The following is a 20,534-nucleotide window of genomic DNA, read 5'->3' as shown; positions in this document are numbered from 1 at the left end:
CTCCAACGCCCCATTTGCGGGATTATGAGGGATCAACCAGGGCGGGAGGCAAGATGCCGGAGGAAATAGCGATGCGCCTCCTTTGAGGAGGCCGCATCGCAGACGTAAATTCTCTCCAGGCTCAGGTTCCGAGAATCTTATTCGTTCAAATCCGAGCCAGTTGGAACTGGCTCGGATGACGGTAGCGTGACGATAGACCTAGTACACGTCAGCCTGGAAGCGGCCGGTCTTCTTGAGCTCGGCGACGAAACTGACGGCTTCGTCGGTCGAGCGCGCCCCGAACTGGGCGACGATGTCGACCAGCGCGCGCTCGACGTCTTTGGCCATGCGCTTGGCATCGCCGCAGATGTAGAGATGCGCGCCTTCGGCGAGCCAGGTCCAGACCTCGCGGCCGACTTCGCGCATGCGGTCCTGCACATAGAACTTCTTCTCGCCGTCGCGCGACCAGGCCAGCGACATGCGCGTCAGCAGGCCCGAGGTCTTCATCGCATTGAGCTCCTCCTGGTAGAAGAAGTCGCAATCGCTGCGCTGATGGCCGAAGAACAGCCAGTTCTTGCCGGGCGCGCCGGTCGCCTTGCGATCGAGCAGGAAAGCGCGGAACGGCGCGATGCCGGTGCCGGGACCGATCATGATCACGGGCGTCTTCGGGTCCTGCGGCAGGCCGAAACCGTGCGCCTTCTGCACATAGACCTTGAGATTCTCGCCTTCACCAATGCGCTCGCCGAGGAAGGTCGAGGCGACACCGAGGCGCTTGCGCTTGCCGACGACGTAGCGCACGGAATCGACCGTCAGCGACAGCTTTCCGGGCGTCGCATTGTGCGAGGACGAGATCGAATAGAGCCGCGGCTGGAGCGGCTCCAGCGCCTCGACGAAGGCCTCCGGATGCGGCCGCGTGCCGGAAAACTTCTGCAGCGCCGCCATGACGTCGAGCGTGGCGGCATCGCCGTCGGGATCCTCGCCCTGCGCCAGCGCCCGCGCCTTCTCGCGCTGCGCGCCGCCGGTGATGAAGGAGATCAACTCGAACAAAGTGTCGGGCGCCGGCGACAGCGAGACGTCGTCGATCAGCACCTCGCGCAGCGTCTTGCCGTTGACTTTGGTGGTGTGGGAGGCGCCGAGCAGCGCGATAATCTGGTCGACGAGGCCGACCTCGTTGCGCGCAAACACGCCAAAACTGTCGCCGACGACGTAGTCGAGCTTGCTCTCGGAGAGATCGAACTCGACGTGATAGGTCTCCTTCTCGGACTTGCCCTTGTTGAGAAGACGGCGCGACAGGAAAGTCGCGGCAACCGGATTGTCGCGCGAGCGGCCCGGCTCTGCGATCGTCACGGTCACGGCCGGCGCGGCCACCGCGTCCGTCTTGTCAGACGCCTTGGCCGCCGGAGCCTTGTCCAGCTCCTCATACAGCGACTTCAGCATCCGCGCGGTTTCCTTGCCGCCGGGAACGCAGAGATTGAGTCGGGCTTCGCTGCGGCCCGCGATCGCTTCCGAATAGTCGTGGCAATTGTAGCCGCACTGCCCGCAATCCTGCTGCGCCATCGCCGCCATCATCTTGCGACGCACCGGGCGACCCTCGGCGAGCTTCATGCGGTCGGCAATCGGCATGGTCTGGTCGTGCCAGGGCGCCTCGCCGTCGTCACCGTCGCCGGCTGCGCCTTGCATGACGGCGGCGCCCTGCTCCGCCGACAGCGGCGCGGCGACATCAGGCGACAGCAGCCCGGCAAAGAAGCCGTTCAGCCAGGAGCGCTGCGCATCGGAAAACGGTGCGCTGGCGGGAATGATATCGAGTTTCGGCGGAGGCGTGATCTGGTTCATGCGGACACCTGTGCATCGGCAAGCTTGCGCAGCGTCTCGCCGTCGTGGCGGCGCGCAAAGGACAGGAAGGTTTCGTCAGGCGACGAGCGATGGGCGATATAGGCCTTGAGCAGTCCTTCGACCGTCTTTGGCGCGTCCTCGGCCTTGAGGTCGTGATAAACCTCCTGCCCGACATCGGCGTCGGGGCCGAACCCGCCACCAGTGAAGAGGTGATAGCCCTCGACCGTGTCGTCCTCATTCACAGGCACGCGCGCACCGATCAGTCCGATATCGCTGATGTAATGCTGTGCGCAGGAATGGTGGCAGCCGGTGACGTGGATGTTGACCGGCTTGTCCATGGCGACGCGCGGCTCGCACCAATCACCGATCTCGGCCGCGCTGCGCTTGGTGTTGGACGCCGCGAAACGGCAGCCGGCATTGCCGGTGCAGGCGATCAGGCCGGCACGGATGTGCGAGACCTCGACCGCGAGCCCGATCTGCTTGATCGCCGCGATGGCGAGTTCGACGTTCTCATCGCGCACCCCCGATATCAGCAGGTTCTGCCAGACCGTCAGGCGGATCTCGCCGTCGCCGAGGTCGCGCGAGACCTTGGCAAGACCGCGCATCTGATCGCAGCTGAGCTTGCCGAGCGGTAGCGAGACGCCGATCCAGTTGAGGCCGTCCTGCTTCTGCTTGTGCACGCCGACATGCGCCATGCGGTCCGCCGCAGGCCGAGGCGTGAACGCCTCCTCCGGCACGCGCGTGAACGGCGTCTTCAGCCGTTCCTCGACGAGCTTGAGAAAGCCGTCATGGCCCATGGCGTCGAGCACGTATTTCAGCCGCGCCTTGTTGCGGTTGGTGCGGTCGCCATGGTCGATGAACACGCGCACGATGGCGTCGGCGACGGCCGTCGCCTGTTCCGGCTTGACGATGATGCCGGAATATTTCGCAAAGTCCTTGTGGCCGGTAATGCCGCCGAGGCCGAGGCGGAACCAGATTCCGGGCTCGACGCCGAAGCCCTCCTTCACCTCATACGCCGTGAAGGCGATGTCGTTGGTCTCCTCGAGCACCGCGATCCTGCCGGCACCGTCGAAGGCGACGTTGAACTTGCGCGGCAAGCCGTAGAGCGAGCGATCGTTGAGGATGTGGTAGTGCCATTCGCGAGCATAGGGCCGCGTGTCGATGATTTCCTGCGGATCGACGCCCGCGGTCGGCGTGCCCGTCACGTTGCGGATGTTGTCGGCGCCGGAGCCGCGCGAGCACAGGCCGAGGTCCTGGATACCCTCGATCAGCTTCACGGCGTTCTTCGGCGGGATCTCGCGAAGCTGGAGATTGGCACGCGTCGTGACGTGGCTGTAGGGACCGCAGAGCTCGTCGGCGAGATCGGCAAGGCCCGACATCTGCCAATGCTTCATGATGCCGTTCGGAATCCGCAGGCGGCTCATGTAGGAGTCCTGCGTCGGCGCGACATAGAAGATGCCGTAATAGCGCCAGCGGAAATTATCCGCCGGGCTCGGCGGCGTGTTGTCGAGCGCTTGCTGGCGAAGCCGCGGATAAGCATCGAAGGGATGCTCGTCGCGCTTGAACTTCTCCTGGTCGGCGAGCTTCTTGCCCGACGCGATCACCTTGTCCTGCGCCTTGATGTGCAAGGCATCGGGACCAACAGGCTCGGCGTTCGCCTTGCCGGCGCTGCCTCCACCGCCGAGACCACGACCGACCCGGCTGATCTGCAGACCGGTCGTAAAACCTTCGAGATAGCGTTTCTGCTCGTCGGTAAAGTCGACTGCGAGCGTATCGATTTTCATGGTCGGTAACGAAGCTCCTGCGGCCACCTGGGTGGCATCGACGGACATTGGCGCGACCCGCGAGGAACTGGGCTGGCCCTTAGGAGCCGGCTTCGTTACCCGACGGTCCGATCAGCTTCGTTGCTGCGGGACTCGGCTCAGCAGGCACCTGTGACAAGCTGGCCGCACTGCAAGATTCAAGTTGCGTGCCAAAATGGAAAATGTCGCTATTTCAGATGATTAGGCGCTCCCCCGGGAAATCCCGGGCGGCGCACTCTAACGAAATTCGGGCAGCCGGACCAAACTTTGGGCAATGAGATGGATTGCCTAAAAAAGGCGCAGTCTCGAATCAGGCCTTCCAACGCCCGACCTCGAAGGCCTCGAGATGTCCCCGGATGTTGTCGGGATCGAAGACGGGCCCGGCGAATGCCCCGAACGCGGCGGGAGCCTGCTCGGGCGGCCGGCGGCCGAGGGCCGCATCGTAGAGGTCGGGCCTGAACACGGCCATCGCCGTCTTGACGCCCTCCGGATTGAGCGCCGTCTGCCCCCAACGCACCATCTGCGCATAGAGCCAGGCGGCCTGGACCGGATCGGGCCGCCCCGCCTCTTCCCGCCCCACCAGGAGATAGCGGCCGCTTTCGCGCACCTCGCCCTCGGGCGAGATCTTCAGGCGGCCGACGAGCGAGCGCTGGATCACCTCGGCATCGACACCGATCCGCTCGGGCTGCGCCAGGATCTGTGCCGCCTCGGTCAGGTTCGCAGGGCTCTCGATGAACTCGGCGGCCTTCACCGCTGCGCGCACCAGCGCAGCGACCACATCCGGATTCTTGTCGGCCCAGGTCTGGCGCACCGCGAGCACCTTCTCCGCCGCGCGCACCAGAATGTCGGAGACGAAATGCAGGATGTGACCGATGCCGAGATCGACCGCAATCGAATTCCAGGGCGCGCCGACGCAGAACGCATCGACATGGCCGCTCTTGAGGCTGTCGACCATGTAGGGCGGCGGCAGCACCACGAGGCGCACGTCCTCGTCGGGATCGACGCCGGCCGCCGCCATCCAGAACCGAAGCTGATAATTGTGGGTCGAGAACGGAAAGGTCATGCCGAAGGTCAGCGGTTCGGCACCTAGCTTGCGCCGCTTGGCAACCACCTTCGCCAGCGCCTTCGCCGTGGCCATCGGATCAAAACGGTCGCCGTCGATCTCCTCCATCAGCGCGGCATGAAGCGCCGGCGACACCGTAATCGCGTTGCCGTTGATGCCGAGACTGAAGGGCGCGGCGATCGGCACCTTGACGTGACCGAGCCCGAGCGAGGACGCGATCGCCACGGGCGCGAGCAGATGAGCCGCGTCGAACAGGCCGATATTGAGCTTGTCGCGGACGTTGGACCAGGAGACCTCGCGCACGAGCTCGACCTCGAGCCCTTCGGCGGCGGCAAATCCCTTGTCGACGGCGACGATCAGCGCGGCGGCATCGACCAGCGGGATGAACCCGATGCGGAGGGGAGCAGTCATTTCAGCATCTCCGACGCGGTGATGATCGACTGCGCGATCTCGCCGATTTTCTTCTTCTCGCGCATCGCGGTGGAGCGCAGCAGCACGTAGGCCTCGTCCTCGGTGAGGCCCTTCACCTTCATCAGGATGCCCTTGGCGCGTTCGATGATCTTACGGTCCTCGAGCTGCGACTTGGTGCGCTCGAGCTCCTCCTGGAGCTTGGCAAAGGCGTTGAAGCGGGACACGCAGAGGTCGAGGATCGGCTTGATGCGCTCCTTCTTCAGTCCGTCGACAATGTAGGCGGATACCCCCGCCTCGACCGAGGCCTGGATCGAGGCTGAATCGCTCTGGTCGACGAACATCGCGATCGGCCGCTTCACGGCGCGGCTGACCTGGAACATCGCCTCCAGCACGTCGCGGCTGGGGTTTTCGAGATCGATCAGGATGATATCGGGGTCGACCGCATAAATACGGGCGAGCAGGCTCTGCATCTCGCGGATATGGACCACTTGCGTGAATCCGGCCTCCCGCAATCCTTCCTCTAGGATCGCAGCGCGGATCGGGCTTTCGTCGACGATCACGATTTTGGGCGACTGTTCGGCGCTCATAGCTCACTCACGACAGGTGATTCATCCATAGCACGCCGGAACGCCCTGCAAAGGGTTGTAATTGTGGGCAATTGGGACTAGCTCAGGCCGGTCAATCAGGCAGATCAGATATGGATCAGACGGCTGCGCCCAAGGTCAGCTTCGTGTCGCTCGGGTGCTCCTGAGACAACGAATGTAGACTTTTCGAGCCGCGCTGCTCCCCAAAGAAAAAGCCGCCCGAAGGCGGCTGTCATCTGGGCTTGTGCCGTCACGGAATCTTCGCGCCAACGATCATCTTGTCGAGAAGTGGCACGGCAGCCAGCACCGCCGTCTCGTTGAGGCCGGAGACCGCTAGCCGCACGACGTAAGAATTGCCGTCCTTGTCGAGATCGGCGTAATGCGCGATTACTTCGATCGGCTGGTCCTTCAGGGACGGATTGTCGTAGCGGTTGATGATGACCTTCGGGTTGACCGAGGGAAGCGTGGTGATCTTGGCATTTTTGCCGGATGTCGCCGTCCAATCCCGATCGCTGGCTGCGACCCATTGAACCAATTCGGTCCGATCCTTGTTGTAGCGGCCTTCGGCATAGATGATTGATTCTGCTTTTCCGAATTTCCTCCCGTTAGGCACGAACATTGAGGCGCCATACTTGAGACTCGCGGCCTCGTCCCTCGCCCACCCATCAGGTGCTTTCACGCGTGGCCTGAATTCCGGACACAATCGTTCTTGCCGATCGCAGACGTGGATGATCTTGTCGACTTCAGCTCGCGCCGGAAACATCGCGCCATAAGAAAGGGTAACGAAAGCCAAGCCGAAGATGAAACGGCGCATCGCAATTAAGCTCCGTGGATTGAAGCAAATCAGAATAACAACCAAAACGGGTACGTTCGACCAATTCACCTCGGATCCTCCACTCGCTCGATCCCGAATGAGTTTCCAGATTAGGAACCCTCAGTCAGTCCATACCGTCCTAGTGACTGGCCGATCACGCCAAATACGCGTGAGCACTGCTTTAGTATCGCGCCGCATACGTTAGTTATTGAATTTCGCCATCGGTTCAATTACTTGGATCGCAAATCCAGACAATTCAGATAGGCTCCAGGCGATTATATGGACAGAGCGCCGCGCATTTCATTCACATCACTCGGGTGTCCCAAGGCATTGGTGGATTCCGAGCGCATCATCACGCGCCTGCGCGCGGAGGGTTACGAGCTCGCCCGCAAGCATGACGGGGCCGATATCGTCATCGTCAACACCTGCGGCTTCCTCGACAGCGCCAAGCAGGAATCGCTCTCGGCGATCGGCGAGGCCATGGCCGAAAACGGCAAGGTCATCGTAACGGGCTGCATGGGCGCGGAACCCGAGCAGATCGAGCAGGCCCATCCCGGCGTGCTCTCCATCACCGGTCCGCAGCAATATGAAAGCGTGCTCGACGCCGTGCACCGCGCGCTGCCGCCGGCCCACAATCCGCACATGGACCTGGTGCCGCCGCAGGGCATCAAGCTGACGCCGCGCCACTACGCCTATTTGAAGATCTCCGAAGGCTGCAACAACCGCTGCACGTTCTGCATCATCCCGAAGCTGCGCGGCGACCTCGTCTCGCGCCCGGCCAATGACGTGCTGCGCGAGGCCGAGCGCCTGGTCGGCGCCGGCGTGAAAGAGCTGCTGGTGATCTCGCAGGACACCTCGGCCTATGGCGTCGATCTCAAATATGCCGAGAGCCCGTGGAAGGACCGCCAGGTCCGCGCCAAATTCCTCGATCTCGCGCGCGAGCTCGGCGAGCTCGGCGCATGGGTCCGGCTGCAATATGTCTACCCCTACCCGCATGTCGACGAGGTCATCGCGCTGATGAATGAGGGCAAGGTGCTGCCCTATCTCGACATCCCGTTCCAGCATGCGAGCCCGGAGGTGCTGAAGGCGATGAAGCGTCCGGCGGCGCAGGACAAGACGCTGGCGCGGATCAAGCGCTGGCGCGAGGAATGTCCCGATCTTGCCTTGCGCTCGACCTTCATCGTCGGCTTCCCCGGTGAGACCGATTCCGATTTTGCCTATCTGCTCGACTGGCTGGATGAGGCCGAGATCGATCGGCTCGGCTGCTTCAAATACGAGCCGGTTGCGGGCGCGACATCGAACGCGATCGAGAACCCAGTGCCGGAAGAGGTCAAGCAGGAGCGCTACAACGCGCTGATGGCCCGGCAGCAGAAGATCTCCGCGCGCAGGCTGAAGCGCAAGGTCGGCACGCGCCAGCAGATCATCATCGACGAGGTCGGCCCGACCGTCGCCAAGGGCCGCTCCAAGGCCGATGCGCCGGAGATCGACGGCGCGGTGTACCTGACGAGCCGCCGCCCGTTGCGCGTCGGCGAGATCGTCACCGCCAAGATCGAGCGCGCCGACCAGTATGATCTGCACGGCAGCGTCTCGGGGTTCTGACGGCGTTCGCCAACGGCCTTTAGTCCACGATCGCCCGGTAAACGCCATCCTTGCCGAAATGATAAAGACGCTTTCCGCGGCCCTGCAATCGGCCGGGCGGGCGGCCCGAGCCGTCGGGCATCAACAGGCGTGCTCGCCCGACAAGGATAGTCCCGTCTCGATCCAATCGTCCGATGTAGGCCACATCGGGTGGATCGTCATATTGTCCTGAAAACAGAATCTCCGCCTCGGACATTGCGAACGCGTGGCAGCCGCGAAGTTTCGTGCGCTTCGAGGTCAATTGAAAGTCCGCGCTTATCCTGCAGATCGGGAAATCCGGATAGGAGAAAATGACAACCTCCGCTCCGGACACATTCAGCGCGTAGCAATCATAAATCGCCGGGCCCGCATCGTTCGGAAACTCCCAGATCTTCTCCCCAACAGCCGAGAAGCAGACCAGCCCGGCCTGCCCGACCGGCGCCGGGCCCGGATGCCCCCATCCATAATTTCCAAAAATGCCCTCGTCGAAATACCCCACCCAGATCCGGCCGCGGCCATCGATCTGGAGATCGCTGATGCCGTCGCCGAAGAGGACGCGGTCCGCTTGTCCAGTACGGGGATCAAAGACGACTCCGTTCAGATCGTAGTCCTTCGCGCCCCGCCAGTTGCACCTTGTACCGGCCAGCAGGAGGCGGCCGTCGGGAAACATGTCCACCTTCGGAAACGCGATATCGAGTGGCGGCAAGTCGATCGACTGGACCGACCCGGCGTTTTCCCGCAGGAGTCGAAATCGCTTTAGACCGTCCATTCTTGCTCGCGGAAACGAGCCGATACCACCATGATCGCTCTCGAACAAGGCGTCACGTCCGGCGTCCTCGACGTACAAGAACAGCAGCGATTCGCCCGCAACCCCGCTCGCGGCAAGCGAGAAACCGGGAAACGTCGGCGCAGCGCCAATCCTCTCGAACTGTATTGATCTGCTCAACTGTGCCCCTGGTACCACCGAACTGCCTGAGGCAGCATCACCAAGCGCGCGCCGGGCGCAAGTGCGAAGTCGCGATTAGGCTTACGCCAGCCATTTCGGCACCGAGCGTTCCGGACGCCGGGGCAAGGCGTGCGGGAGGCCGCAATGCCCAGGCTGCCAAGCAGACGGAATGTTTGGCGCAAGTCCGTTACGTCGCGTCTCCCGACGCCTGCTGTCCGTCCTGTGCGGCGAACACCTCCTTGGCCGCGAACAGCCCGTTCACTGCCGCCGGGAAGCCCGCATAGACGGCCATCTGCATCATGATCTCCACGATCTCGTCGCGAGACAGCCCGACGTTCAGCCCCGCCTCGATATGCACTTTGAGCTGAGGCGCGGCATTTCCGAGTGCCGTCAGCGCGGCGATCGTCGCGATCTCTCGATCGCGCAGGCCGAGATCCGGGCGGCAGTAGATGTCGCCGAAGGGAAACTCGATCACGTAGCGTGCGAAATCCGGAGCGATGTCGGCGAGTGAGGCGACGACCTTTTCGCCGGCCTTGCCGTCAATGCGTGACAGGGCCCGCTGGCCGCGATCGAAGCGGCTTTCGGCGTGTGTTGGGGCGTGCGTCATTTTCCTTCGTCCTCTGTTCGTCGCCGGCGTAGCCGGCGATCTTGGTATCAAGGACGAGCAGGCATTCCTGGAGTTCGGCAATCTGCGTGCGAACCTGTTCTCGATGGATTTCCAGCATCTGCCGCCGGGCTGGCCCAGTGGCGTCGCCGTCATCACGAAGCGCCGCGTAACGCAACATGTCCCGGATTGGCATTCCGGTGGTCTTGAGCCGACCGAGGAATTCGATCCATGTGAGGATTGATGCGTCAAAATCACGTTGACCGGAGCGATCCCGGTCAGCGTATGGAAGCAGCCCGATGCGCTCATAGTAGCGCAGCGTGTGAGTCGACAAGCCGGTTCGTCTTGCAAGGTCGCCGATCTTCATTTGTGCCCGTTCTCGTACTGACGCACGTACAGATACCCCTTCGAGCGCGCTCTAAGTCAAGGGGGTTCGAAAGGTGCCGTTCCCGCGAGGTCAAGCAAGAGTTACAACGCACTGATGGTGCGACAGCGGAAGGTCTCGGCGTACCGACTGCACGGCAGCGCCGCGGAATTCCGAGGCTTCAGGCTTCCGTCAGCCATTTCGGCACCCAGCGCTCCGGGCGCGGGGCGCGGGTGAGATCGGCCTGCGCTTCGGACAAGGTCGCCGGCTCGCCGGCGATGGTCGGGCGCACGTCGTACTCGAAATTCGGCATGACGCGGCCGTCGGCATAGAGCCCAAAATTCATCGCGTACCACAGGCCAAGCTCGGGCTGGGCGCGGCGCATCTCCTCGCGCAGGTCGCGCAGCAGGGATTCGATCGAGGCGGCTTCCTCGAACGGCTGTGGTCCGTGCGAGAGCACGCACGCCTCGTATTGCTTGCCGACGATCGCGATCTCGAATCTCGTCCGGTCCCAGGGCTTCTTGCCCTTGGGCAGATGGGCAGCCAGCCGCCAGCCGAGCTCGGCCATCAGGCGGTGATTGGCCCAGTAATCTTCGCGATCCCGGCTCCATTTTTCCATGAAGCCTCGGAAATCGGGCAGTTCCGACGAATTGTCGTCGGGCGTCGCCGGCTCGCCGAGCGGCCGTCCGGCCAGCCATTGCGCGAGCTCGACCGTCTGCGGCTCGACCTCGTCATGCGGCTTGAGATCGCTCCAGGCATTGTCGAATTGTTGCGATGTCAGTTTGGCGAGCAGGCCGTCGAGGCTCGGCGCCAGCAATTCGTAGTCGCCCTCCGAGCCCAGCCCCACGATCGGCGGATTGTCGCGGTCGAGACCGGCGCCGTACCAGCCGCCGACGGCCGAGCCGTCCGGCAGCCGCATGAACAGCGAAAACCTGTCCCGCAAGGGACTGCCGTCGGTGATCGGCGCGTGATCCGAGAATTGCCCCTGCAGCGAGAAGCAGCCGACGCTGCCCCAGGGACGCCCCTTGAGCCAGGTGGCAAAGTCGACAAGCAGCGGCGGCGCTTCGATACCCGGCGGAAATGCGCCGCGAATGCTGTCGAGGTCGATGGGATAAGGCGTATCGGACAAGGCTGAAAACTGTCTGGTTGGTCCCGTCCCCCTTGGTCTCGCCCGAATTGCCTCCGGTTCGAACCAAGTCGCGTCCTTCGATCACAAACGCGCTAGAGGCGCAATGGTTTCGACGCGGTCGCAAATGGAATACGACGAAACATCAGCAATTTGGTTCAAGCTGTCGGCCATCGGCCTTACGATGGCCCTGCTCGCGCTATCCGCCCCCGCTGCGGCGCGATCCCCCTCAGCCGCACAGCTGCGCCAATGGTGCTATGAGGACGACGACGCGGGCCGCGAGGAGCAGCGCATCGAGGGCTGCTCGGCCGTGCTCAAGGCCAATCCCAACGATGTGCATGCGCTCGCCAATCGCGGCGAGATGCTTCGGCGAAAGGGTGACGCCGCGCGTGCGCTGGTGGACTTCGACCGTGCGATCGAGCTCAATCCTCGGCATCCCGACCTCTGGTACAACAGGGGGATTGCCCATGACGATCTCGGCGAGAAAGATCACGCCATTGCCGACTACACGCGCGCCATCCGGCTGAACGCCCGCGACCCGCTCTACTACAACAACCGCGGCAACTCCCTCATCGACAAGAACGACTACGAGCGCGCAATCGCCGACTACGATCAGGCCATCAAGCTCGACCCGAAATTCGCGCTGGCCTATTTCAATCGCGGCACCGCTTATCGCAACCACGGCGAGGACGAGCGCGGGCTTGCGGATTTCGATCTCTCGATCAAGTTCAACCCCAACTACGGCCCGGCTTACGGCAACCGCGCACGCGTCTACCGCGATCGCGGCGACCGGGTCCGCGCGCTGGCTGACTTCGCCAAGTCGCTGCAGCTCAGCCCGAACAACGACCGCGATTTCTATGCGCGCGCGAACATGTATTTCGATGCGCACGATTATGCGCTGGCGCTGGAGGATTACGATCGGTCGATCAAGGCCAATGCGAGCGATCCCGGCGCATTCAATTCGCGCTGCATGACGCGCGCGATCCTCGGCCGTCTGCAGGAGGCGCTGGCCGACTGCGATCAGTCGCTGAAGATGGCCCCCAACGATCCCTATACGCTGGACAGCCGCGCCCTCACCTACCTCAAGCTCGGCAATCTCGACGCGGCGATTGCGGACTACGACGCGGCACTGAGCACCAAGCCCGCGTACGACAGCTCGCTCTACGGCCGTGGGCTCGCAAAGCGGAAGAAGGGCGACAACGAAGGCGCCGAGCGCGACATCGCGGCAGCGAAAGCGATCAACGCTGGGATCGCCGATGAGTTCGCACATTACGGCGTCGAGTAGGCCTCTTGGGGCGACGAAGATGCCGAGGAAGCGCCGCACCTGACCTGATCGATGCACGCCAGGCGGGTGTTTTGCAAAACGACCGCTTGACAAGCCCTGCCATTCGGCTGTAGTGACCCGCCCCATGATCAATTCCCGGACCAACCTGCGCACCGAAATGCTCCGTCGTCGCTCCCGCGACGATGAGAGGGTGCGCCATGTCCGACGACGCCGCTGAACCACTGAATTCAGCTGAGGTTTTCGAGAAGGCCGCACCCGCAAGGTGCGGCCTTTCTGCTTTTTGCGCCCGTTTTCCACCCGCCTCCAGAGGAGTTCGACATGACCACGCATCCGTATGACGCGCTGATGGACATCACCGCTCGGCCCAAGGCCGTGTTCGTCCGCGGTGCGGGCTCCTACCTCTGGGACGATGGCCGCAAGCGCTATCTCGATTTCGTGCAGGGCTGGGCCGTGAACTGCCTCGGCCACTCCCCGTCCGTGATCGCCGACGCGCTTTCCGCACAGGCCAGGCGGCTGCTGACGCCGAGCCCGGCCTTCTACAACGAGCCGAGCCTGAAGCTTGGCGAAGCGCTGGTCGCGAACAGCGCCTTCGACCAGGTGTTCTTTGCCAATTCCGGCGCGGAAGCCAACGAGGGCGCGATCAAGCTCGCGCGCAAATATGGCACCCTGCACAAAGGCGGCGCGTTCGAGATCATCAGCTTCGAAGGCGGCTTCCATGGCCGAACGCTGGCGACGATGTCGGCGTCGGGCAAGAAGGCGTTCGAGCCGCTGTTCGAGCCGAAGGTCGCAGGCTTCAAGAAGGCGAAGCTCAACGACATCGCTTCGGTCGAGAGTCTGATCAACGACAACACCGTCGCGGTCATGCTCGAACCGATCCAGGGTGAATCAGGCGTGTGGCCAGCGACCGATCAGTTCCTGCAAGCGCTGCGCGCGCTCACCCAGGCGCATGGCCTGCTGCTGATCTTCGACGAGATCCAGACCGGCATGGGCCGGACCGGAAAACTCTTCCACTACGAGCACACCGGGATTGCGCCCGACATCATGACGCTCGGCAAGGGCATCGGCGGCGGCGTGCCGCTCGCCGCCTTGCTTGCCACCGAACATGCCTCCTGCTTCGAGCACGGCGACCAGGGCGGCACGTTCAACGGCAACCCGATCATGTGCGCGGCGGGGCTCGCGGTGCTCGAGGAGGTTAGCAAGCCCGACTTCCTGAAACAGGTCACCGAGACCGGCCTGCTGCTCGAAAGCGAGCTGCAGAAGGTCTCGGCCCGGCACGGGCTCGGCGGCGTGCGGGGACGCGGGCTGCTGCTCGCGCTCGACCTCAAGCTGCCGATCGCGCCCGGCATCGTCGCGCAGGCGTTCGAGGAAGGCGTGCTCCTCAACGCGCCGCAGCTCGACACGCTGCGCTTCATGCCGGCGCTGAACGTCGCGAAGGCAGAGATCGCCGAAATGATCGATTGTCTCGACGGGATCTTGACCAAGGCCGGCGCGGCACGGCGCGTGGCGTAAGGCGAGTTTCGGGCCCCCGAGGCAGCGCCGTAGGGTGGGCAAAGCGGAGCGTGCCCACCACTCAGAAATGGTGGGCACGGCGCTTCGCGCCTTTGCCCACCCTACGCGAGCAGCATCCGCGAAGGCAGTTCTGGATTTCTTCGCTTCGCTCGCAATGACGGGAAGTTACGGCTTCAAGATAGAAGCCCCCGTGGTCTTGCGGCTCTCGAGATCGATATGCGCCTTCGCGGCGTCCTTCAGCGCGTAGGCGTGGTTGATCGGCACGTGCAGCTTGCCGTTGATGACGGCGGCGAACAGCGTGTCGGCGCCTTCGAGCAATTCCTTGCGCGTGCCGACGTAATCGTTGAGCTTCGGCCGCGTCGCAAACAGCGAGCCGTGATTGTTGAGCTCGGCGATCGAGAACTGCGGCACCGGGCCGGAGGCGTTGCCGAAGGAGACGAACATGCCGCGCGGCTTCAGGCAGGACAGCGAGCCCGGGAAGGTCGCCTTGCCGACGCCGTCATAGACGACGTCGCAGCCTTCGTTGCGGCTGATCTGCTTGACGCGCGCGACGAAGTCCTCCTCGTTGTAGAGGATGACGTGATCGCAGCCATTGGCCTCGGCGAGCTCGGCCTTTTCGCGTGAGCCGACCGTGCCGATGACGTGGGCTCCGAGCGCCCTCGCCCATTGGCAGGCCAAGAGGCCGATGCCGCCGGCGGCGGCATGGATCAGCACGCGGTGATGCGGCTCGACCTTGAAGGTCTTGTGCAGGAGATACCAGACGGTCAGGCCCTTGAGCATCAGCACGGCGCCCTGCTCGTGGGTGATGTGATCGGGCAGCTTGACCAGCTTCTCCCAGGGAAGATTGCGCTCGCCGGTATAGGCTCCGAGATTGTGGTAGTAGGCGACGCGATCGCCGGGATGGAAATGCGTCACGCCGGGCCCGACGGCGATGACCTCGCCCGAGGCCTCGTTGCCGGCAATGAAGGGCAGCCCCGGCGCCTTGTAGAGGCCGGTGCGGTAATAGACGTCGATGAAGTTCAGGCCGACCGCATGCTGGCGGATGCGCACCTCGCCGGGGCCGGGCGCCGGGACATCGACGCTCTCGTAGACCAGGGCTTCGGGGCCTCCGACCTTGTGCACACGGACCGCTTTGGTCATCACCTGACCTCCTCTTCTCAAAGGCCAGCGAAAGACATCGCGCCCGCCTTGTCAACTCGATGTAACTGAAACGTCTAAACCGACGACTTGCTGGTCTTCCTGCGGTTGCGCTTGGCCAGCACGTTGAAGAATTCGACGGCCGCCGAGAACGCAATTGCAAAATAGATGTAGCCGCGCGGAATGTGGAATTGGAATCCGTCCGCGACCAGCGCGACGCCGATCAGCACCAGGAAGGCCAGCGCCAGCATTTTCGTGGTCGGATGCTCCGCGACGAAGCGCGACACCGGGCCCGACGAAATGTACATGATCAGGCAGGCGATCACGACCGCCGCGACCATGATCTCGATGTCCTGCGCCATGCCGATCGCGGTGATGATCGAATCCAGCGAGAACACGATGTCGATGACGATGATCTGGATGATCACCCAGAAGAAGGCGCTGCCGCCGGATTTCTGATCGCCCTCGCCGTCATCGGCCTCGACCTCGGCGTGGATCTCGTGCGTCGCCTTCGCGATCAGGAACAGGCCGCCGCCGATCAGGATGAGGTCGCGCCAGGAGAAGTCCGAACCCTTGAATGAAAAGACCGGCGCGGTCAGGCCGATCAGCCAGACCAGGACGCTGAGCAGCATGATGCGGAAGACCAGCGCGAGAGCGAGTCCGATCTTGCGGGCGCGGTCCGCCTGCTGCTGGGGGATGCGCGAGACGATCACCGACAGGAAGATGACGTTGTCGATGCCGAGCACGATCTCGAGCGCGGTCAGGGTGAGCAACGCGGCCCAGGCTTCGGGACTGGTCAACAGATGCATCATGCGAAGGATCTTACCAATCGTATTAATGCATCGCTGAAGCTGATCCAGAGCGCGATCGCGCAGAGCGCGACGGTGACGCCGGCGCCGACGCGGAAATCCATCTCCAGCACGTAGAGGGCGAGCAGCGCCCAGATCGCGATCAGCGACATCGTCAGCCAGCGCAGCCGCACGACGCGGACCGGATGCAGCACGTGGAATGGCACGAAGGTCAGCACGACGAGCGCGGCCACCAGCAGCGTCGACCACAGCGGCGGCCAGTGCAGCAGGAACAGATAGAACGCAGCCGCATTCCACAGTGCCGGGAATCCGCGGAAATGATTGTCGTCCGCCTTCATGCGCAGATCGGCGAAATATAGTGCGCTGGTGACGATGATGGCGACGCCGAGCAAGGGAGCCGCGACCGGCAGCAGCAGGCCGCTCGCCACGATCGCGTAGGCCGGCACGAAGACATAGGTGACGAAGTCGACCACGAGATCGAGCACGTCGCCCGACCAGTTCGGCTGCACGTTCTTGACGTCGAGCCGGCGCGCGATCGGCCCGTCGATCGCGTCGATGATCAGGGCGATGCCCAGCCATTGAAACATCGCCGCCCAGTGCTCGCGCACGGCCTCCAGCATCGCCAATAGCGCGACCGCCGCGCCGAACGCGGTAAAGATGTGCACCGAGAAGGCCGCGGCGCGGATCGCCGGTTTCGGCTTCAGGGAATCCTGCTGGGTATCCATGGCTTCTGCTATCAGAATGAGGCCGGTTTGCACATCCGCCATTGCGGCGCCCGGTCGCACAATCCGTCATAAAATCAGGCACGATCAGCGGGCTTGAATTTGCCGCAAGGCGTGTCATTTGTCGTTCCATGACAGACGCATCGACACCCCATGACGCCGCTGTGATCGGCGGCGGACCGGCCGGACTTGCCGCAGCGATTGCGCTGGCACAGGCGGGTGCCCGGACCGCGCTGGTGGCGCGGCGCGTTCCCTATGCCGACAATCGCACCACCGCGCTGCTCGGCGCCTCCGTCGAGCTGTTGGAGACGCTCGACGTATGGTCCCGCTGCAGGGACAAGGCCGCCGCGCTGGAGGTCATGCGCCTCGTCGACGACACCGGCAGGCTGTTCCGCGCGCCGGAGGTCCGGTTCTCCTGTCACGAAATCGCGCTCGACGCCTTCGGCTACAATATCGACAACCGCTCGCTGATGCTGGCGCTGGAAGCGCGTGCGGCTGAGCTGCCCAATCTCGTCCGTTTCGACGACGAGGCCGAAAGCGTCGTCATCGAAGCCGACGACGTCGCGGTCCGCACGGCCTCCGCGCAATTTCTCTCGGCCCGCCTGGTGGTCGGCGCCGACGGCCGGCATTCGCTGTGCCGCGAGGCCGCCGGCATCGAGGTGACGCGGCGCGCGCTGAACCAGACCGCACTGAGCTTCAACGTCGGTCACACGCGGCCGCATCGCAATGTCTCGACCGAGTTCCACACGCCGCACGGTCCCTGCGTGTTCGTGCCGCTGCCCGGCGACCGCTCCAGCATCGTCTGGGTCTCGGCGCCTGCGGAGGCGGAGCGGCTCCGCGGCCTCAGCGATGCCGAGCTGTCGAACGCGGTCGAGAAGCAGTCGCATTCGATCCTGGGACGTATGACGGTCGAGCCCGGCCGCAACCTGTTCCCGCTCGCGATCGAACGTCCGAAATCCTTCGGCCGCGACCGCATCGCGCTCGTGGGCGAAGCCGCCCATGTGGTTCCGCCGATCGGCGCCCAGGGCCTCAATCTCGGCCTGCGCGATGCCGCCGACATTGCCAGGCTGGCGGGCGAGGTCATCGCAGCCGGCCAGGATCCCGGCGCGCCCGACGTGCTCAAGCGCTACGACCGCGCGCGGCGTCCTGACGTTTTGAGCCGCACCTTTGCGATCGACATCGCCAACCGCTCGCTGCTCAACGATTTCCTGCCGCTTCAGCCGGTCCGTGCCGTCGGCATGCACCTGCTCGGCGCCATCGGCCCGCTCCGGCGTTTTGCCATGCGCGAAGGCCTGACGCCGACATGGCGAAGGTAGTTCTCAGGCGCGATAGCGCGCGATGAATTGGATTAAGTTCGATCGAGCCGCGGGCTCGGTGCAACCTCTCCCGCTTGCGGGGGAGGTCGGCGCGAAGCGCCGGGTGGGGGCTCTCTCCTTTTAGGGATTTTCTCTGCAGACTTCAGACAATCCCAATGCGGAGATACCCCCTCCCCAACCCTCCCCCGCAAGCGGGAGAGGGGGCGCACCGTTCGTATCGCCAGCAGTTCTGGCCCTCACGGAAACACCAGCCGTCCGCTCTGAAGCAGCCACATCACACTGGTCAGCGTGACCACGGACGCAAAGGTGCCGAGCAGCACCGCGACGGACGCCGATTCGATCCAGGCATCGTTCTGCCGGGCGATCACGAACACGTTCAGCGCCGGCGGCAGCGAGGCCATCAGAACGGCGGTCGCAGCCCAGGGCTGCGCGAAGGGGCCGAACGCCAGCATCAGGCCGAATGCCGCCAGCGGATGGATCAGGAGCTTGACCGCGATCACGCCCGGCACTTCCCACGGCACCCGGTCGAACGGACGCAGCGCCACGGTCACGCCGAGCACGAACAGCGCTGTCGGTGCGGCGGCGTTCTGGAGGAAGGTGATGGTGCGGTCGAGCGCGACCGGCATCTCGATATGCAGCGCTGCGACCGCGGCACCGAAGCAGGCCGACATGATCAGCGGGTTGAGCACGATCTGCTTCAGCACGACGCCGAAGGCGTGCACGATCGAGGGATGGTCGCGGTCGGACAGCTCGATCAAGAGCGGCACGATCGTGAACAGGAAGATGCTGTCGCAGCAGAAGATCAGCGCGGTCGGCGCCGCAGCCTTGGTCCCGAGTACGGCGAGCGCCAGCCCAGGCCCCATGTAGCCGATATTGCCGTAGCCGCCGGAGAGACCTGCGAGCGTCGCCTCGCGCAATGTCAGCCGTCCCAGAACCTTGCCCACGACCAGCGCCAGGGTGAACGCCGCAACGGTCGACAGTGTGGTCGCGACCAGGAACGGCGGGTTGTTCAATTCTGCGAACGGCGTCTTCGACATGATCGCAAACAGCAGCGCCGGCAGCGACACGTAGAGCAGGAAGAAGTTCATCCAGGCGAGGCCCGATTCCGGCAAGGACTTGGCCTTGCCGCAGGCAAAACCGACGAAGATCAAGCCGAAATAAGGTAGCGCCAAATTGAGGATATCGAGCATTGGTGAAGTGTTTTCTGAAGACTTGGGGGCTATCTGCCCCCAAAGTGAACGTTAATTCCAGATGAGGCCACTAGCATCGGCCACAATCCTGGTCTATCGACGGGGAATGATTAAAGCGCGGACCGCCAAATTCCAGATCGGACAGGTCGTGCGCCACCGGATCTTCTCGTTCCGGGGCGTGATCTTCGACATCGATCCGGAATTCAACAACACCGAGGAGTGGTGGCTGTCGATCCCCGAGGAGGTGCGGCCCCACAAGGACCAGCCGTTCTACCACCTGCTCGCGGAGAACGCGGAATCCGAATACGTCGCCTATGTCTCGGAGCAGAACCTTCTGCCCGACGACTCCGGCGAGCCGGTCCGGCATTCCCAGGTTGCCGAGATCTTCATCAAGGACAAGGCCGGCGGCTATCGCCCGCGCAACCCGTCGCTGAACTAGGTTTTCACCACCAGCACCCAGCCAGCAAAAAAGGCGCTCGAGATGAGCGCCTTCTTCGTATCTGGACGTCGTGCGCCCGATTACTTCTGGCCGGCCGGAGCCGCGCCCGGGGCAGCACCGCTCTGCTCGAGCTTCTTGCGCTGCTCGTCAGCCTTCTTCTGAAGCTCTTCCTGGAGCTTCTTCTGATTTTCCTCGAACACCTTCGGATCGGTCGGCGGACCGTCATAGGCCTTCTGGAATTCGCCGGCGAGCGGCAGCGGCAGGGTCAGCGGCGCGCCGTTGGCGTTGATCGCCTGGACAACGAGATTCTGGCCCTTCTTCATGCTGTTGATGAGCTCGGGCGTCGCCTCGTAATCGGACATGCAGCCGTTCTGGAAGCAGATCACATAGGGCTGCTGCAGCGGCGCGTTGCTGTCGACGATGATGCGGGTGCCGTGCACGAGCTGCATGCCGAGCGGCAGCGTCACGCGCAGGATCTTCTTGGGCTCGCCTTCCGGCTCGATGATCACGGCGGCGATGACCGGCTGGCCCGATTCGATGCGACCGTCCTTGCCGGTGAAGCAGACCTGCTTGGCGTTGGCGTCCTGGCCCTTCAGGCAGAACTTGGTCCAGGGGGCGTAGATCAGCTGGATCTGCTGATCGGCCGGCTGTGCCGCGCCCTGCTGCGCCGGAGCGCCCTGGGCGGGAGCCTGCTGGGCGGGGGCCTGAGCGGCCGGTGCCGGAGCCTTGGGAGCGGCCTTGGGAGGCGCTTTCGGGGCCGGAGCGGCCTTGGGCGCACCCGGGGCCGGCGCCGGGGTCTGGGCCTCGGCGGCAAACGGAACGGCCAATGCCGTCGCCGTCAACAGGGCGAGAAGTCGCCCACGCGGCCGGACGGACGCGGCCAAGTAACGGAAATTCATTGCGGAAAACCCTTTCTGAACGGGAAGCGCCCGAACCGCTCCGAAGCGCCGAACCAAGCCGCCTTGGGCGCGGCTCTCTTCCCGT

Annotated in this window: 19 protein-coding genes; 5 read left to right on the top strand and 14 right to left on the bottom strand. The window is 63.9% G+C overall.

All coding sequences use genetic code 11. The features are described 5' to 3' along the window. Positions 1–198: 198 nt before the first annotated feature. The 5 genes from GA0061098_RS26640 to GA0061098_RS26620 all read right to left on the bottom strand — a co-directional run bounded on the left by GA0061098_RS26640 (position 199) and on the right by GA0061098_RS26620 (position 6,486). Positions 199–1,812 carry a sulfite reductase subunit alpha gene (locus tag GA0061098_RS26640; protein ID WP_091963551.1) on the bottom strand — a complete coding sequence of 538 codons (1,614 nt, stop codon included), beginning with the start codon at positions 1,810–1,812 and terminating at the stop codon, positions 199–201. Continuing rightward, positions 1,809–3,596, bottom strand: coding sequence for a NirA family protein (locus tag GA0061098_RS26635; RefSeq protein WP_165637617.1), 1,788 nt, complete (start codon positions 3,594–3,596; stop codon positions 1,809–1,811). Before GA0061098_RS26635 ends, GA0061098_RS26640 begins: the two co-directional genes overlap by 4 nt. A gap of 328 nt (positions 3,597–3,924) precedes the next feature. Next, complete coding sequence (locus GA0061098_RS26630) at positions 3,925–5,088, bottom strand: CmpA/NrtA family ABC transporter substrate-binding protein (RefSeq protein WP_091963547.1); 1,164 nt, start codon at positions 5,086–5,088, stop codon at positions 3,925–3,927. Further along, positions 5,085–5,675, bottom strand: a complete 591-nt coding sequence (locus GA0061098_RS26625) for an ANTAR domain-containing response regulator (RefSeq protein ID WP_008564898.1) — start codon at positions 5,673–5,675, stop codon at positions 5,085–5,087. Before GA0061098_RS26625 ends, GA0061098_RS26630 begins: the two co-directional genes overlap by 4 nt. A 247-nt stretch (positions 5,676–5,922) precedes the next feature. After that, positions 5,923–6,486 (bottom strand): hypothetical protein, encoded by a 564-nt coding sequence (locus GA0061098_RS26620; RefSeq protein WP_091963544.1) that lies wholly within the window; start codon positions 6,484–6,486, stop codon positions 5,923–5,925. 279 nt (positions 6,487–6,765) lie between these two features. Here GA0061098_RS26620 and rimO point away from each other — a divergent pair, with 279 nt between their 5' ends. Then, positions 6,766–8,085 carry a 30S ribosomal protein S12 methylthiotransferase RimO gene (gene rimO / locus GA0061098_RS26615; RefSeq protein WP_091963542.1) on the top strand — a complete coding sequence of 440 codons (1,320 nt, stop codon included), beginning with the start codon at positions 6,766–6,768 and terminating at the stop codon, positions 8,083–8,085. 19 nt (positions 8,086–8,104) lie between these two features. Here the strand turns inward: rimO and GA0061098_RS26610 are convergent, their stop codons facing one another. The 4 genes from GA0061098_RS26610 to GA0061098_RS26595 all read right to left on the bottom strand — a co-directional run bounded on the left by GA0061098_RS26610 (position 8,105) and on the right by GA0061098_RS26595 (position 11,146). After that, positions 8,105–9,049: a hypothetical protein gene (locus GA0061098_RS26610; protein WP_245323591.1), complete on the bottom strand. Its 945-nt coding sequence runs from the start codon at positions 9,047–9,049 to the stop codon at positions 8,105–8,107. A gap of 187 nt (positions 9,050–9,236) precedes the next feature. Continuing rightward, positions 9,237–9,656, bottom strand: coding sequence for a carboxymuconolactone decarboxylase family protein (locus GA0061098_RS26605; RefSeq protein WP_091963539.1), 420 nt, complete (start codon positions 9,654–9,656; stop codon positions 9,237–9,239). After that, complete coding sequence (locus tag GA0061098_RS26600; RefSeq protein WP_091963536.1) at positions 9,589–10,020, bottom strand: MerR family transcriptional regulator; 432 nt, start codon at positions 10,018–10,020, stop codon at positions 9,589–9,591. The genes GA0061098_RS26605 and GA0061098_RS26600 overlap by 68 nt, the downstream gene beginning before the upstream one ends. Positions 10,021–10,198: 178 nt before the next feature. Beyond that, entirely contained in the window at positions 10,199–11,146 is a 948-nt protein-coding gene (locus tag GA0061098_RS26595) for a hypothetical protein (protein WP_091963533.1), read from the bottom strand. 124 nt (positions 11,147–11,270) lie between these two features. Here GA0061098_RS26595 and GA0061098_RS26590 point away from each other — a divergent pair, with 124 nt between their 5' ends. Together GA0061098_RS26590 and GA0061098_RS26585 are read left to right on the top strand one after the other, a co-directional pair. Then, entirely contained in the window at positions 11,271–12,428 is a 1,158-nt protein-coding gene (locus GA0061098_RS26590) for a tetratricopeptide repeat protein (protein ID WP_245323588.1), read from the top strand. Between the two features lie 318 nt (positions 12,429–12,746). Next, the gene (locus tag GA0061098_RS26585; protein ID WP_091963526.1) at positions 12,747–13,937 is read left to right on the top strand and encodes an acetylornithine transaminase; all 1,191 of its coding nucleotides are present in this window, start codon (positions 12,747–12,749) and stop codon (positions 13,935–13,937) included. A gap of 165 nt (positions 13,938–14,102) precedes the next feature. On the opposite strand, the gene GA0061098_RS26580 is transcribed toward GA0061098_RS26585, so the two are convergent. The 3 genes from GA0061098_RS26580 to pcsA all read right to left on the bottom strand — a co-directional run bounded on the left by GA0061098_RS26580 (position 14,103) and on the right by pcsA (position 16,650). After that, on the bottom strand, positions 14,103–15,077 hold the full coding sequence (locus GA0061098_RS26580; RefSeq protein WP_091963524.1) for a quinone oxidoreductase family protein: 975 nt from the start codon (positions 15,075–15,077) through the stop codon (positions 14,103–14,105). A 74-nt stretch (positions 15,078–15,151) separates the two neighbouring features. Continuing rightward, positions 15,152–15,886, bottom strand: coding sequence for a TerC family protein (locus GA0061098_RS26575; RefSeq protein ID WP_091963521.1), 735 nt, complete (start codon positions 15,884–15,886; stop codon positions 15,152–15,154). Further along, positions 15,883–16,650, bottom strand: a complete 768-nt coding sequence (gene pcsA, locus GA0061098_RS26570) for a phosphatidylcholine synthase (RefSeq protein WP_091963518.1) — start codon at positions 16,648–16,650, stop codon at positions 15,883–15,885. Before pcsA ends, GA0061098_RS26575 begins: the two co-directional genes overlap by 4 nt. A gap of 86 nt (positions 16,651–16,736) precedes the next feature. On the opposite strand from pcsA, the gene GA0061098_RS26565 reads away from it, so the two are divergent. After that, positions 16,737–17,921 carry a UbiH/UbiF family hydroxylase gene (locus GA0061098_RS26565; RefSeq protein WP_091963515.1) on the top strand — a complete coding sequence of 395 codons (1,185 nt, stop codon included), beginning with the start codon at positions 16,737–16,739 and terminating at the stop codon, positions 17,919–17,921. Positions 17,922–18,157: 236 nt separating this feature from the next. Here the strand turns inward: GA0061098_RS26565 and GA0061098_RS26555 are convergent, their stop codons facing one another. Then, on the bottom strand, positions 18,158–19,111 hold the full coding sequence (locus tag GA0061098_RS26555; protein ID WP_091963512.1) for an AEC family transporter: 954 nt from the start codon (positions 19,109–19,111) through the stop codon (positions 18,158–18,160). A gap of 106 nt (positions 19,112–19,217) precedes the next feature. Here GA0061098_RS26555 and hspQ point away from each other — a divergent pair, with 106 nt between their 5' ends. Continuing rightward, entirely contained in the window at positions 19,218–19,550 is a 333-nt protein-coding gene (gene hspQ / locus GA0061098_RS26550) for a heat shock protein HspQ (RefSeq protein WP_008564941.1), read from the top strand. A gap of 80 nt (positions 19,551–19,630) precedes the next feature. On the opposite strand, the gene GA0061098_RS26545 is transcribed toward hspQ, so the two are convergent. After that, on the bottom strand, positions 19,631–20,449 hold the full coding sequence (locus GA0061098_RS26545; RefSeq protein ID WP_091963509.1) for an invasion associated locus B family protein: 819 nt from the start codon (positions 20,447–20,449) through the stop codon (positions 19,631–19,633). Positions 20,450–20,534 lie beyond the last annotated feature (85 nt).

It is taken from the genome of Bradyrhizobium shewense (genome assembly GCF_900094605.1).
Taxonomy (GTDB): domain Bacteria; phylum Pseudomonadota; class Alphaproteobacteria; order Rhizobiales; family Xanthobacteraceae; genus Bradyrhizobium; species Bradyrhizobium shewense.
Note: the sequence above shows the minus strand (reverse complement) of the source record. Positions and strands in the feature narration are given on the sequence as shown.